This is a genomic window from Streptomyces sp. NPDC048416, assembly GCF_043200435.1.
In the GTDB taxonomy this organism is placed as follows: domain Bacteria; phylum Actinomycetota; class Actinomycetes; order Streptomycetales; family Streptomycetaceae; genus Streptomyces.
The window spans coordinates 175,089-187,365 of record NZ_JBICXU010000012.1 but is presented as its reverse complement, the minus strand read 5'-3'; the positions used below and the strand labels follow the sequence as shown (position 1 = coordinate 187,365).

The 12,277-nt window shown below is 70.6% G+C and carries 12 protein-coding genes; 5 read left to right on the top strand and 7 right to left on the bottom strand.

The genetic code is table 11. From position 1 onward, the window contains the following. Positions 1-60: 60 nt before the first annotated feature. The 3 genes from ACGFW5_RS18285 to ACGFW5_RS18275 form a co-directional block, all read right to left on the bottom strand. Positions 61-465 (bottom strand): DUF4440 domain-containing protein, encoded by a 405-nt coding sequence (locus tag ACGFW5_RS18285; RefSeq protein WP_393835251.1) that lies wholly within the window; start codon positions 463-465, stop codon positions 61-63. A 280-nt stretch (positions 466-745) separates the two neighbouring features. Continuing rightward, positions 746-1,015 carry a GlsB/YeaQ/YmgE family stress response membrane protein gene (locus ACGFW5_RS18280; protein WP_393835250.1) on the bottom strand — a complete coding sequence of 90 codons (270 nt, stop codon included), beginning with the start codon at positions 1,013-1,015 and terminating at the stop codon, positions 746-748. A 334-nt stretch (positions 1,016-1,349) separates the two neighbouring features. Beyond that, the gene (locus ACGFW5_RS18275; RefSeq protein WP_393835249.1) at positions 1,350-2,192 is read right to left on the bottom strand and encodes a polysaccharide lyase family 7 protein; all 843 of its coding nucleotides are present in this window, start codon (positions 2,190-2,192) and stop codon (positions 1,350-1,352) included. A 333-nt stretch (positions 2,193-2,525) separates the two neighbouring features. Here ACGFW5_RS18275 and ACGFW5_RS18270 point away from each other — a divergent pair, with 333 nt between their 5' ends. After that, entirely contained in the window at positions 2,526-3,131 is a 606-nt protein-coding gene (locus tag ACGFW5_RS18270) for a VanZ family protein (RefSeq protein ID WP_393835248.1), read from the top strand. A gap of 208 nt (positions 3,132-3,339) precedes the next feature. Here the strand turns inward: ACGFW5_RS18270 and ACGFW5_RS18265 are convergent, their stop codons facing one another. The 3 genes from ACGFW5_RS18265 to ACGFW5_RS18255 all read right to left on the bottom strand — a co-directional run bounded on the left by ACGFW5_RS18265 (position 3,340) and on the right by ACGFW5_RS18255 (position 6,347). Continuing rightward, on the bottom strand, positions 3,340-3,657 hold the full coding sequence (locus ACGFW5_RS18265) for a hypothetical protein (RefSeq protein WP_393835247.1): 318 nt from the start codon (positions 3,655-3,657) through the stop codon (positions 3,340-3,342). Positions 3,658-3,724: 67 nt separating this feature from the next. Beyond that, positions 3,725-5,812, bottom strand: coding sequence for a SpoIIE family protein phosphatase (locus tag ACGFW5_RS18260; protein ID WP_393835246.1), 2,088 nt, complete (start codon positions 5,810-5,812; stop codon positions 3,725-3,727). 160 nt (positions 5,813-5,972) lie between these two features. Further along, the gene (locus tag ACGFW5_RS18255; protein WP_393835245.1) at positions 5,973-6,347 is read right to left on the bottom strand and encodes a helix-turn-helix transcriptional regulator; all 375 of its coding nucleotides are present in this window, start codon (positions 6,345-6,347) and stop codon (positions 5,973-5,975) included. Between the two features lie 243 nt (positions 6,348-6,590). On the opposite strand from ACGFW5_RS18255, the gene ACGFW5_RS18250 reads away from it, so the two are divergent. Together ACGFW5_RS18250 and ACGFW5_RS18245 are read left to right on the top strand one after the other, a co-directional pair. Continuing rightward, positions 6,591-7,490, top strand: coding sequence for an RNA polymerase sigma-70 factor (locus ACGFW5_RS18250; protein ID WP_393835244.1), 900 nt, complete (start codon positions 6,591-6,593; stop codon positions 7,488-7,490). Beyond that, complete coding sequence (locus tag ACGFW5_RS18245) at positions 7,478-7,966, top strand: SRPBCC family protein (protein WP_393835243.1); 489 nt, start codon at positions 7,478-7,480, stop codon at positions 7,964-7,966. Before ACGFW5_RS18250 ends, ACGFW5_RS18245 begins: the two co-directional genes overlap by 13 nt. 103 nt (positions 7,967-8,069) lie before the next feature. On the opposite strand, the gene ACGFW5_RS18240 is transcribed toward ACGFW5_RS18245, so the two are convergent. Next, positions 8,070-9,929: a M1 family aminopeptidase gene (locus ACGFW5_RS18240; RefSeq protein ID WP_393835242.1), complete on the bottom strand. Its 1,860-nt coding sequence runs from the start codon at positions 9,927-9,929 to the stop codon at positions 8,070-8,072. Between the two features lie 367 nt (positions 9,930-10,296). Here ACGFW5_RS18240 and ACGFW5_RS18235 point away from each other — a divergent pair, with 367 nt between their 5' ends. Together ACGFW5_RS18235 and ACGFW5_RS18230 are read left to right on the top strand one after the other, a co-directional pair. Beyond that, positions 10,297-11,241, top strand: a complete 945-nt coding sequence (locus tag ACGFW5_RS18235) for an ABC transporter ATP-binding protein (RefSeq protein ID WP_393835241.1) — start codon at positions 10,297-10,299, stop codon at positions 11,239-11,241. Beyond that, complete coding sequence (locus ACGFW5_RS18230; RefSeq protein ID WP_393835240.1) at positions 11,238-12,227, top strand: ABC transporter permease; 990 nt, start codon at positions 11,238-11,240, stop codon at positions 12,225-12,227. Before ACGFW5_RS18235 ends, ACGFW5_RS18230 begins: the two co-directional genes overlap by 4 nt. The last annotated feature ends 50 nt before the right edge of the window (positions 12,228-12,277 follow it).

Sequence of the window (12,277 nt, the reverse complement as noted above, 5' to 3'; positions counted from 1 at the left end):
GCCGGAGCATGCGCTTCGGGCGGGGAATGAGGTGGCGCGTCCCGGGTCGCAGCGGGCGGCCTACAGGTCGTCCCAGGCCATCGAGCTCATCCTCCAGCCGGCGGGCGTCCGGATGAACTGGGTGGTCTTGCGGCCGGCCCCCTCGAACCGAACGCCGTCGCGGTAGCCGGATTTGGCGTACTCGCTGAAGCGGTGCGCCACCGACCCCCAGACCTCGGTCCGCTCGGAGACCTCCCACTCCGAGAACTCGGTCAGGGTGCCGTCGGTGAGTATCTTCTCCCGGGGGGTGATGAACGCGTCGAGGTCGTCGATGACGGGCTCGGCGCCGGCGTTGTTGACGATCATCGCCTGCGGCACGAACACCTCGCGGACGGCCTCCAGGTTCGGCCGGGCCCCGTGGGTATTGGTGAACGCTCCCATGAAGGTGCGCATCAACTGGTCGAGTTCGGCCTTGACTTCGGGCACGGGGGATCCCTTCCACGGGCAGGTGGCTTCGTTCGGAGGGTGGGGCGGGCTCGGCGCCGACGGGGACTTCATGCGACTTCATGCGTCGCTCCGTCGCTGCCGAACCGGTGGAACGTGCCCGCGCCGAAGCCGCGGTCGTTGCGACCGTACGTGATCCACCCGGCGAGGTACAGAGCCGGTCGCACGGAGCGGGCCCTTCCTCTTGCGGGTTGCCCGTGGGGCGGCCGGGGCGGGTGAGGGGCCCCGGCGTGTCCTCGGCGTGTCCTCGGCGGAGTCCCGCTCAGTGCCGGCTGCGGTTGCCGATCACGAGGCGGTAGATGATGAGGACGATGACCGAACCGATGATGGCGGCGATCCAGGTCGACAGGTGGAAGAAGCCCTTGATCGAGTGCACGTGGAAGATCACCTTGCCGAGCCATCCTCCGAGGAGACCGCCCACGATGCCGATGATCATCGTGATGAAGCAGCCGCCCGGGTCCCTGCCGGGCATGAGGGCTTTGGCGATGGCTCCGGCGAGAATGCCGATCAGGATCCAGGCGATGATGCTCATGGTGAGTCCATCCCAACGTCTATGAGCCCGCGCCGCCGCGGTCGGCGGAGCGGGCGGTGAACTGTTCCGGGTGGCCGAGGGCCCTGTCGGGAAGAGTGCCCGGGTCAGGAACCCTTATGCCACTCGGATCGTCCATTGGGGGACAGTCGCAGGGCCGTCGCGGGGCCGCCGCCCTGGCGAGCGCGACGGGGGCGCGGCACGCTGAGGCGGGGCCGTACGCCGCCCTGACGAGCGCGCTGGGCGGCGCCACACGCCGACGGGGCCGCAGGACGTGCATCTGCGCGGCCTGCGTTCACACCGCTGGACGGGCGGGGGCCCGAAGTCGCCCCCGGGCTCAGCTGTGGGAGACGCTGAGCCGGTAGAAGGCGACGCGGGCACCCTTGGTCGTGCTGCTGGAGGACGACTGGTTGTACGAGCCCGCCTTGAAGTACTGCTGGTAGCTGGTGAAGGAGGACGGGATCGCATAGTGGGTGGTGCTCCCGTCGACCGTCAGGTCGATGGTGTGTCCCCCCGAGACGCCGATCGTGTAGCTCCACGTCGTGCCGACCGGCACATGGCCCACGGTGTGGAGCGTCTGACCGCCCGAAGGTGACTTCTCCGTGCCGAGGACGATGTCGCCGTTGGCGTGGTAATAGAGCTCGACCAGCGGTTTGGTGGACGATCCGCCCTTGCCGAGATGGATCTGACCGACACACACGTTGGACGTCACCGACACCACCCGCAGGGTCGCGTCGAGCCGGTGGGCGCCGCCGAGGGGCCAGTTCGCGGCGCTGCCGTCGCGGTTCATTTCGCGCAGCTCGGAGCGGGCGTCATGGGAGTTCGGGGTGGTGACGCCCTTCTCCGGCGCCCAGAACGTCATCGCGCCGTCGTGGGCATCGCTGTAGAAGTACGCGTCCTGGAACCCGTTGGCCCCCATGAGGCGGGAGGAGGGGATCGTGGTCGGCGACCCGGGGGAGCCCACCGGCTCCTGGAGTTCCCACACGGACAGGTCGAAGGTGCCGCCGGGCGCCGTCGACGCGGCCGCGCGGACGTCGGTGATGTTGTGGACGGCGCCGCTTCCTCGCACGACAACGGCAGTGCTGTGTGGGGTGGTTGAGGACGCCGGGGCGGACACGGCGACGGTGCCGATGACGGCGGCAGCGGTGGTGAGGGGGAGGAGGAGCGGGCGTATGCGCATGTGGGGGGCCTTCCGTGGGGGTGGGCGCGAGTGGCGGCGGTGGGGGGCCGGCGCGGTGTGGATGCGGGACGCCGCCACTCGCTGTTCACCATGTTGAACGACGTGCCTGCATGTGAACGAGGAAACCGTAGAACCCGCTTGGGGGCGCGTCAATAGCTCCGCGCGCTCCGGTCCGGTGAACTGCCCGGTACCCGGCGCGTGTTGAGAGGAGGGGGTGGCGTCGCAACCCGTCTCCGCGCCGCGGCTTCCCGAGGGGCCGCCCGGGCCGCTGCCGCCGTCGGCCGGCACCGGATGGTGGGCGTGTGCGGATGGGGCCGGGGTACCCGGCAGGGCATGGCATCAGAACCCCGGCTCCAACGCCGTACCTGGCGGGCGGCGACAGCGCGCGCCGCCGTCCTGATCGTGGGCTTCGTCTGCATGGTGGGCTTCGCGGTGCTGCTGGCCCGGGCCACGCTCGTGCCGTCACCCGGATCCGTCCGTCTGACGCACACCAACCTGCACCCGGGCGACTCGATCCGCGCCTACTTCGCCCAGCCCGACTGGCGCGACACGGTGAAGCAGGTCGGCGGCAATGTCGTGCTGGGCATGCCGTTCGGTGTGCTCCTGCCGGTCCTGTTCCCGAGGACCCGCGGACTCGTGCGCGTGGTCCTGATGACCGCCTTCGTGATGCTCACCGTCGAAGCCGCCCAGGGCCTGCTGGTCACCGGCCGCGCCTTCGACATCGACGACGTCATCCTCAACTCGCTGGGCGCCTTCGCCGGTTACCTGATCCTCGGCCGTCGGCTCGGCCGTGCCCTGCACCCGCGCCGCAGCCACTGGTGGCGACGGCCGGCCGGCGAGGCCCCCGTGACGGAACCGGACGACGCGGTGACCCCTGACAGCAGGTCGAGGCTCCGGTTGCCCGCGATCCTGCGCGGCGAGCGCAAGCCGGCCCGCTGAGCAGCTCGGGTCGCAATGGCCCCAACGTGCCGTGCTGCACGGTGAGTTGCTGTGGCGTCCGACGGCACGGTAGTGCCCGTCGGCACCGGGATCGCGCCGTTGGCAGGCGGCACGCCACGGGTGCTCGACGGACACTCGCCCCACGTGTTGTGACTCGACGGACACTCACCCCACGTGTGCCGCTGGGTGACGGACCGTCAGCGGGTGTTCACTCCGTGGTGATTCCGGTGATCACCGCGTCGCCGAGAGGAGCCTTGTCCTCGGCGTAGCCCGCAGCGCGCAGTGCGGCGGTGACCGTGCGGCGCGCCTCCTGCTCGGCGGTCACGGTGTCGTCGGCCTCCACCTCCAGTCGCACGCTGAAGGCCGACGACCCGCTGTAGAAGGTGAGCATTTCCAGCTCCTCGGCCTCTCCGAAGCGGGTCCCGCGCGGGTCGGCGGGGCGCAGGGCGCTTTCCAGGGTCTTGGTGGTCTCCTCGGTGCGTTCCGCGAGGAGGGTGCCGGGGATCGTTACGACGTAGGTGGTCATAAAGGTAGGGGGTGCCCAGCGGGCCCCGTTCGTACACCCTGCCGTGCTGCGAAGGAGGTGGGATGCCTCAGTCCGACCGGCGTGACGGCGTGACCTGCGCGATGAGCAGGGCGATGTCGTCGTGGCGCTGGGGCGGTGGCAGCGCGGCAAGGAGACGGTCGCAGGTGGCCTCCAGCGGTAGGCGGTGGTGGGTCAGCGCATCGAGCAGCGCACGCAGCCGGTCGTCGATGGGCTGGTCGCGGGTCTCCACGAGACCGTCGGTGTACAGGACGAGCCGGTCGCCGGGCGCGCAGTCGACCGTGGTGGCCCGGAAAGGCACGCCGCCGACGCCCAGCGGCGCACCCGTCGGAAGCCGCAGAAAGCGCGGAGCGCGGCCCGGCCGGTCCCAGATGGGCGGCAGATGACCCGCGAGGGCGATGCGGCACTCCGTGCGGTGCGGGTCGTAGACGGCGTACACGCAGGTGGCGGTGGTCTCGTCGAGTTCGGCGGTGATGCGGTCGAGGTGGTGCAGGACATCGGCCGGGTCGAGGTCGAGACCGGCCAGGGTACGGGTGGCGGTGCGCAACTGGCCCATGGTGGCCGCCGCGTTGATGCCGTGGCCCATCACATCGCCGACCACCAGGGCGGTCTTGTCCCCGGCCACCGGGATGGCGTCGAACCAGTCACCGCCGGCCTCGCCGATCGCGGCGGCCGGCTGGTAGCGGTAGGCGACGTCGAGCCCGGTGGGCTGGGGAGGCTGGCGGGGCAGGAGGTGTTGCTGGAGTGCGAGGGCGGCATGGCGCTGCTGCTGGAACCAGCGGGCGTTGTCGATGCAGACGGCGGCCCGGGTGGCGAGTTCGAGCGCCAGGACGGCGTCGTCGTGGGTGAAGGGCTGCGGGTTGCGGGCCCGCTTCAGGTCGAGGGCGCCCAGGACCTCACCGCGGGCGATCAGCGGGACCGCGAGGTAGGAATGCAGGCCGGACCCCGCCAGCAGGCGGGCGGCCTCCTCGTCACGGGCGATGTTCGCCAGGTCGCCCGCGCCGACATGGCTGACGAGGACGGGTCTCGCTGTGGTGACACACCGCGTGACCAGACGTTCCGCGTTGTACTTCGCGATGTTCCCCGGGGTGTCGGCCGCGCGGAGCGCGTCCGTGGGGTAGGCCGCCGCGACCGCGAGCGCCCGGATGGCCACGGGCCCCGGCTCCGGGTCCTCGCCGGCGCCGCGGCCGTCGAGGACGGAGTCGAGGAGGTCCACCGCCGCGATGTCGGCGAAGTCGGTCACGACGAGGTCCGCCAGCTCATGGGCGGTGCGATTGAGATCCAGGGTGGTGCCGATGCGGACGGAGGCGCGGGCGATCAGGTCGAGGCGTCTGCGTGCCTCGGCGGCCTCGTTCGCCGCGTGGTACTGGTCGCTGACGTCGACGATGGAGATGGCGACGCCCAGGACGCGCTTCGCGGGGTCTTCCAGGCGGTAGTACGACACGTTCCAGGCGTGCTCGGTCCGATCGTCGGGCGTCCGGCCGATCGCCGTCTGGTCGAGCAGCGGCACCCCGGTCTCCAGGACCCGGCGCATCGAGGACTCGATCGAGGCGGTGTCGAGGAACGGCAGGGCGTCGCGCACCGTGCGGCCCATGTGCTCCTCGGCGGGCACGCCGTTGATCCGCGCCAGGGCGGGGTTGACCAGCACATACCGCAGTTCGGTGTCGAGCACGGCGAGCCCGATGGGGGACTGGGACACCAGACGCACGGAGAGCGCCAGATCGCGCTCCACGGCACGCACCGTCGGCTCGTCGGTGGCGATGCCCAGCGCGTACAGGCTGCCGTGCTCGTCCTGCAACCGCATGTTGCGGAATTCCACCATCCGCGTCCGGCCGTCCTTGTGCCGGATCGGGAAGACGCCCGCCCACGCTCCGCCGCCGCTCATCACCCGGGCGAACAGATCCAGGACCAGCGGGCGGTGTTCCTCGGCCACCAGGAGCTTCGCGGCGGACTGGCCCAGGGCGTCCTGCGCGTCCCAGCCGAACAGGTCCTTGGCCTGCGGGCTCCACAGCGCGATCCGCCCCGCCTCGTCCAGCACTATGGCGGCGACGCCGAGCACGTCCAGCAGGCCGCCGGGCTCGGACGCGGCGACGCGCAGGGGACCGAGCCGCTCCCCGGATACCTCGGATGCGTTCATCGTCGGCCCTTCGTCAGCCTGCCCGGTACCTCACTCCTGTCCCGGCGCCTTCACCATCTTCTCCCGGCGCGGGCCGATTGGCAGGGCATGAACGGGAAGAGAATCGTGGCGTGCACGGTGAGTGACCGCGACGCAGCCGCGAGCGCGGGGCGGGGGCGGGTCAGTGGGTCCCGGACTCCGCGCCCTGCTCCAGTCCTGCCACCGGTGACCAGGGGCGGGGGCGCTTGTCGCGCTGTTCGTCGTGCTGGGCCAGGACCGCGAGCAGGGTGGCCACGGTCAGCCCGGCCTCGGCGGGATGCCTGAGCGGGGAGCTCGGCTCGATGCGGTACGTGTTGGAGCGGCCCTGCCGGGTGTGCGAGAGGTATCCCGCGTCCTCCAGGTCGGCGATGATCCGCTGGACGGCACGCTCGGTGAGTCTGCAGTGCGCGGCGATGTCGCGTATGCGGATGGATGGGTCGTCGGCGATCGCTGCCAGCACGCGGGCATGGTTGGTCAGAAACGTCCAGCCCGCGTGTGGTTCAGGTACGGCACCCATGCCCTGAGGGTATGACGGCACATTCACGCAAACAAATGGGGGAATCGCTTTTCCGGTGTCCATCGGCCTGTTGGACGGCCCCGGAGGGTGCCCGCGCGGCTGCGCAGGCGGCACTGTGAAGCGGATCACACGGCCGGGGTGTCACGTTCGGCCGGGCCCGGCGTGTCTCGATGGGCATGAGCGGACAGGGAGAGGGGCGGATGGGATGCCGTGGTATGCGCGACGTCGCGGGGGAGCCGTGCTGTGACTGAGGACGCCTTCACCGAGCACCGCGCGCTGCTGTTCACCATCGCGTACGAGATGCTGGGCAGCGCCGCGGACGCCGAGGACGTACTGCAGGAGAGCTACCTGCGGTGGAGCGTGGTCGACCCGGACACGGTGGAGCATCCGCGCGCCTATCTGGTGCGCGTGGTGACCCGCCAGGCCCTCAACCACCTGCGTGCGGTCCGGGCGCGCCGCGAGGAGTACGTCGGCACCTGGTTGCCCGAGCCGATCCGCACCGGCCCCGCCCTGGGTGAGGACGCGGTCCTCGCGGAGTCGGTGTCGATGGCCCTGATGCTCGTCCTGGAGACGCTGAATCCCACCGAGCGCGCGGTGTTCGTCCTGCACGACGTGTTCGGCTACACCCATGCCGAGATCGCGGCGTCGGTCGGCAAGACCGAGGTGACGGTCCGTCAAATCGCGCATCGGGCACGGCGGCACGTCCAGGCGCGGCGCCGTCGATTCGAGCCCGGATCCGATGCCGGCCGTGAGATCGTCCAGCGGTTCCTGCTGGCGACGTCGGCCGGTGCGATCCAGGAGCTGATGGACCTGATGGCGCCCGACGTCGTGCAGATCTCCGACGGCGGCGGGAAGGTGTCCGCCGCCCGCCGCCCGGTCACCGGCCACGCAGAAGTCGCCCGCTATGTGCTCGGCGTGGCCCGCACCAGCATCACCGCGGCGACCCGGATCGAGCACGCCACGTACAACGGCATGCCGGCGGCGCGGTTCCTGAACGACGGCGTACTCGACTGGGTGGTCGCCTTCGAGATCCATGACGGACGGATCACCGGCATCTACGCCATGCGCAACCCGGACAAGCTGCACCGAGACGACGCGGTGCGCCCACTCGACCGAGGAGAACAGCGACCGTGGAAACCATGACCGCCGAGCGTGTCATCGACGCGCCCATCGACCAGGTCTTCGCCTGGCTCACCACGACCACCAACTACACGCGCTCGCCGCTGGTGCTGTGGTGCCGGCTGTCCCGGCGTGGGGCGTCCGCGCCGTACGGCGTCGGCGCGGTACGCAGTCACCTGTGGATGATCGGCTGGCTGAGGGAGCGGATCACCCGCTACGAGGCGCCGTACACCACCGAGTACGTCGTCGAGCGCAGTGTGCCGCCCTCGCGCCACGCGTTCGGCGGCATGACGTTCACCGAGGTCGACGGGGGGACCCGGGTCGTCTGGACGACCCGCGCCGAGATGGCGATGCCGGTGGTGGGGCCGTTCCTGACCCGGGCGGTCGTGCGGCCGATGATCACCCGTTCCTTCGACAGCATCCTCGCGGCCGCCGACGCGGCGCTGACCCGGGGTCCCCGCGCGGAGCGCAAGGTGACGGGCCCTCAGCGCCCGGCCTGAGGCGTGGGCCCGCCGTCGCCGGGCGCGTCGGCCGACGGCGGTCGGGCCCGCCGCGCAGGACGCGCGATGCGCGGTGTCCTGCGCGGCGGTGTGCGAGGAAAGGTCAGCCCTCGATGCGGTGCTGGGTCCAGAACGAGGTCAGGTCCGTGCTGGTGGCCGCCTGGGCGGCCGCCTTGAACTCGGCCGTCGTCGAGACGCCGTACCAGTGCGACGTCGCGTAGTCCTTGAGCAGCTTGGCCATGACGCTGTCACCGAGGACACGCCGCAGGTCGTGCAGGGCGCACTTCCCGTAGCCGTAGATGACGGTCGAGTACCGGGAGGAGTGGGCGTCCCAGTAGGCCATCGAGTTGGTGATCTTCTCGCTTGACGAGGCCCACGAGACGCTGCTCCAGCAGTTGGTGCCGGTCTTGTTCTGCGCCAGGTCGGTGGAGTAGTCGGCGAACGCCTCGTCCAGCCAGGGGCTGTTGTACTCGTCGTCGCCGACGATCCCGTACCACCACTGGTGCCCTATCTCGTGCGTGAGCGCCGTGGTGGAGACCAGGTCGAGGACGAACCCGGGGTATTCCATGCCGCCGAACCAGTAGTTGTTGTCGATGACCGCGTCCAGCTCGCCGTACGGGTAGGCCCCGAAGCGCGCCGCGTGGGTGTCCACGGCCGACTTGGCGGTGGCCAGCATCGACTGGGCGTCGGATGAGCTGATGCCCGAGACGGAGTAGATGTTGATGGCGGTACCGGCCGGGGAGGTGCCGGAGATCTTGCTGAAGGGCCCGGCCGCCCAGGCGAAGTCGCGGACCTTGGAGGCGGTGGCCGTGGTGACGGTGCGGCCGCTGGAGCCGGGGGTGTCGACCGAGGTGCCGGTGGCCGGGACCAGCAGGCTGGTGGGGTGGTCCAGGGTCACCTTGAAGTCGGCGGCCAGGGAGTAGAACGACTCGCCGTTGTTGGTGTACGGGTCCAGGTGCCAGCCCGCCGAGTCACGGACGGCCAGAACCGGCAGTGCGTTGCCGATGTTACTGAAGGCGCCGTCGGCGCCGAAGCGGTCGGCGCCGTCGGGCACGGTGATGCCGAGGTCGAAGCCGATGGTTGCGGACTGCCCCTGCGGCAGCGGCGTCGGCAGGGTGATCTTGAGGGCGGTGCAGTCGACGGACAGATCGCCCGCGGTGCCCCCGCTGACGTTGGAGACCGTGATCGGCATGGCGGAGCAGGACCCGTGGTAGTTGTCCCACAGCCTCAGATACACCTCGCCCAGCGCGGTGGCCGAGGCGTTGGTGAAGGTCGCGCTCTCGTGCCCGCTCCAGCCGGTGCCGCTGGTGTTGCTGGTCAGATTCACGGTGTACGAGGGCGCGGCGGGCGTACGGGTGGAGTCACCGGGCGGGGTCGTGCCACCGGAGGTGTTGAGAGCGATGTCGTCGAGCACGAAGCTCGTCTGGAGGCTTGAGTCCTCCTTGCCGGTGAACGAGAGGTTCACGGTCTGGCCCGCGAGCCCCGACACGTCGAAGGACTTCTGGACGTAGCCGGTGTTCTTGTCGAGGTTCGAGTACGTCGCCAGCGTCGTACTGCCGATCTTCGCCGTCAGCTTGTCGTACGCGGTCGACGACGTCGTCTCGGCGGTGTCGATGTGCAGCCAGAAGGTGAGGGTCGCGGAGCTGCAACCCGAGGGGATGGTGATGCTCTGGGAGAGCGTGTCGGTGCGCGTGGTGCCGGCGCCGTTCAGCCAGGCGAAACGGGTGCCGGCGTGCGCGCTCTCGCCCGCACGGTCGGTGATCACGGCGGTGGACGACTGGGTCCACGGTGAAGTACCGCTCTCGAAACCGCCGTTGGCGACCGCCTGCGTCGGGGTGCAGGCGGCGGCGCGCGGTGCCTGGGCCGGAGCGGCCGACGCCGGACCGGCGGGAAGAGAGACGGCAGCCAGCGCCGCGGCCGCGCAGGCGGCAGCGGCGAGGGACTTGTGGGGGGTGGGTCTCACACGGAACTCCTTGGAGAGGGCCGGGGTGCCGGCCTGCTCGATGGCCGCCCGGCGGCTTGGGTGGGCCGCCGGGCGACCGCGGACGGTGTGCGTCACACGCACGGTCGCTGAGGTGAGATGTCTTCTTGTGCCTTCCTGGGGTCAGGGCGGCAGGTGGAGCGAAGCAAGATTGGCAGGTCTGACCAGTCCATGCCAAGAGGAGTTCTCGCCCGGTTGCATCCGGGTGCCCGTTCCCCGCAGGGCCTCACCGTGGACGGTCGAGCGCGGCGAGGGGCCCGCGTCCCCGCTGCCGGGTGGTGATTGACAGGCTCGCGCCACGAAGACCATGATTCCACTAGTTGACTAGTGGAATCCTTTGAGGGGGAGCATGAGCGGCACCGCCATGTCCGGCGAGGGTGGGGACCGATGGGCCTTGGAGGCGTACGGGCTCGGGAAGAAGTACCGCAGCCGATGGGCGCTGCGGGAGGAGTCCTTCCGGATTCCGGCCGGCCGCGTCTGTGGCCTCGTGGGGCCCAACGGTGCGGGAAAGAGCACGCTGTTGAAGATGGCGGCCCGGCTCGTCGAACCGACCAGGGGCGAGCTGCGGATCTTCGGACGGCCGGTCGGTGACCCCTCCGTGATGCCCCGGTACGCCTACCTCGGCCAGGACAAGCCACTCTTCAAGCGGTTCACCGTGGCTCAGTGCCTGCGCATGGGCCAGGAACTCAACCCGGGCTGGGACCAGGCAGCGGCCGAACGGATCGTGCGCGAGGGCCAGTTGGCGCCGGACGTCAGGATCGGCAGCCTCTCCGGCGGCCAGCGCACCCGAGTGGCGTTCGCGCTCGCCTTCGGCAAGCGCCCCGACCTCCTGCTCCTGGACGAGCCGATGTCCGACCTCGACCCGCTCGCCCGCGACGAGATCGCCTCGCTGCTCATGTCGGAGGTGGCCGAACGCGGCACCACCGTACTGATGTCGTCCCACATGCTCTCCGAACTGGAGCACATGTGTGACTACCTCCTGGTGGTGGCCGACGGCCGGGTCCGCATGGCGGGTGACGCCGACGAACTCGTGCCGCTGCACACCCTGGTCACCGGCCTCACCACGGACGGCGGCCTGCCCGAGGCCCTGAACACGCACACGGTGATCGACGTCCGCCGCGCGGGACGGCAGTTCACCGCGCTCGTGCGCCACGAAGGCCCGCTGGACCCCGCCTGGCAACTCGCCCACCCCAGCCTGGAGGAGGTACTGCTCGGCTACCTGCGCCACCCGCAGGCCCCCGCGCTGCTCTCCCCGACTGCCGTCCCCGGCCACCGAGAGGAGCACGCGGCATGAGCACCACCCTCACCCGCACCCCCGACCAGCGGGACCCCGCCTTCACCGGACGCCGGCGGTTGCGCGGACTGGCGTGGCTGATGGTGCGTCAGCACCGGGCCGCGCTCATCGCCTGCGCCGCGGTGACCCTCATCGGGGCGGCCTGGATGATCCACGAACGCGCCACCATGCTGGACACCCTGCACCGGGCGGGCTGGCCGGGGAAGACACCCGACACCCTCGACGGCCCCATGCTCCAGCGCCTCGACACGTCCTTCGGCGATGTCGCCCGCTATCTCGGGTATCTGCCGATGCTGTTCGGCGTGTTCGTCGGCGCGCCGCTCATCTCCTCGGACCAGGAGCACGGAATCGCCCGGCTGGTCTCCACCCAGTCGGTGCCCCGGCTGCGCTGGCTGCTCTGGAAACTGGGGTTCGCGCTCACCCTGGTCGTCGTGACGACCGGTGTCCTCGGCGGCCTCTTCGGCTGGTGGTGGCGGGCCGTTCGCCCGGTGGTGTCCAGCAACTGGCTCGACGGCGCGGTCTTCGACAACACCCTGCCGGTACTCATCGCGCTGACGCTGTTCACCACCTCCCTCGGCATCGCGATCGGTGTCCTGGTCAGGCGCGCGGTGTCCGCCATGGTGCTCACGTTCTTCGCCTCGGCGGCCTCGCTCCTCGTCGCCGACTACCTCAAGCCACGCCTCGCCACCCCGCGACGGGTCGCCTTCCCGCTGGACGGCGCGCACCCCGCCGTGCTCGACGACGCCGTCCAGGTCGACCAGTGGGTCGGCACCGCTTCCGGAAAGGTCTACGGCTGGGGCACCTGCGTGAACGACGCCGCGACGGACGCCTGCCGCGCCAAACTGGGGATCGTCAATTCGGTGTGGGACTACTTCGGATACGACCAGATGGCCACGATCCAGTGGACGGCGGCAGGACTGCTGCTCGGCGCGAGCGCGCTCCTGGTGGCGCTGATCGTGTGGCGTGTGCGCCGCCAGGCCCTGTAGCCGTACGGCGATCTCTATGATTTCCACGCGCCGAACGGCCCCGGGCGCCA

Coding starts and splice junctions, on each gene's coding strand:
- ACGFW5_RS18235 (WP_393835241.1), top strand. CDS start 10,297: ATGAGCGGCACCGCCATGTCCGGCGAGGGTGGGGACCGATGGGCCTTG.
- ACGFW5_RS18270 (WP_393835248.1), top strand. CDS start 2,526: ATGGCATCAGAACCCCGGCTCCAACGCCGTACCTGGCGGGCGGCGACA.
- ACGFW5_RS18275 (WP_393835249.1), bottom strand. CDS start 2,192: ATGCGCATACGCCCGCTCCTCCTCCCCCTCACCACCGCTGCCGCCGTC.
- ACGFW5_RS18280 (WP_393835250.1), bottom strand. CDS start 1,015: ATGAGCATCATCGCCTGGATCCTGATCGGCATTCTCGCCGGAGCCATC.
- ACGFW5_RS18255 (WP_393835245.1), bottom strand. CDS start 6,347: ATGGGTGCCGTACCTGAACCACACGCGGGCTGGACGTTTCTGACCAAC.
- ACGFW5_RS18265 (WP_393835247.1), bottom strand. CDS start 3,657: ATGACCACCTACGTCGTAACGATCCCCGGCACCCTCCTCGCGGAACGC.
- ACGFW5_RS18230 (WP_393835240.1), top strand. CDS start 11,238: ATGAGCACCACCCTCACCCGCACCCCCGACCAGCGGGACCCCGCCTTC.
- ACGFW5_RS18260 (WP_393835246.1), bottom strand. CDS start 5,812: ATGAACGCATCCGAGGTATCCGGGGAGCGGCTCGGTCCCCTGCGCGTC.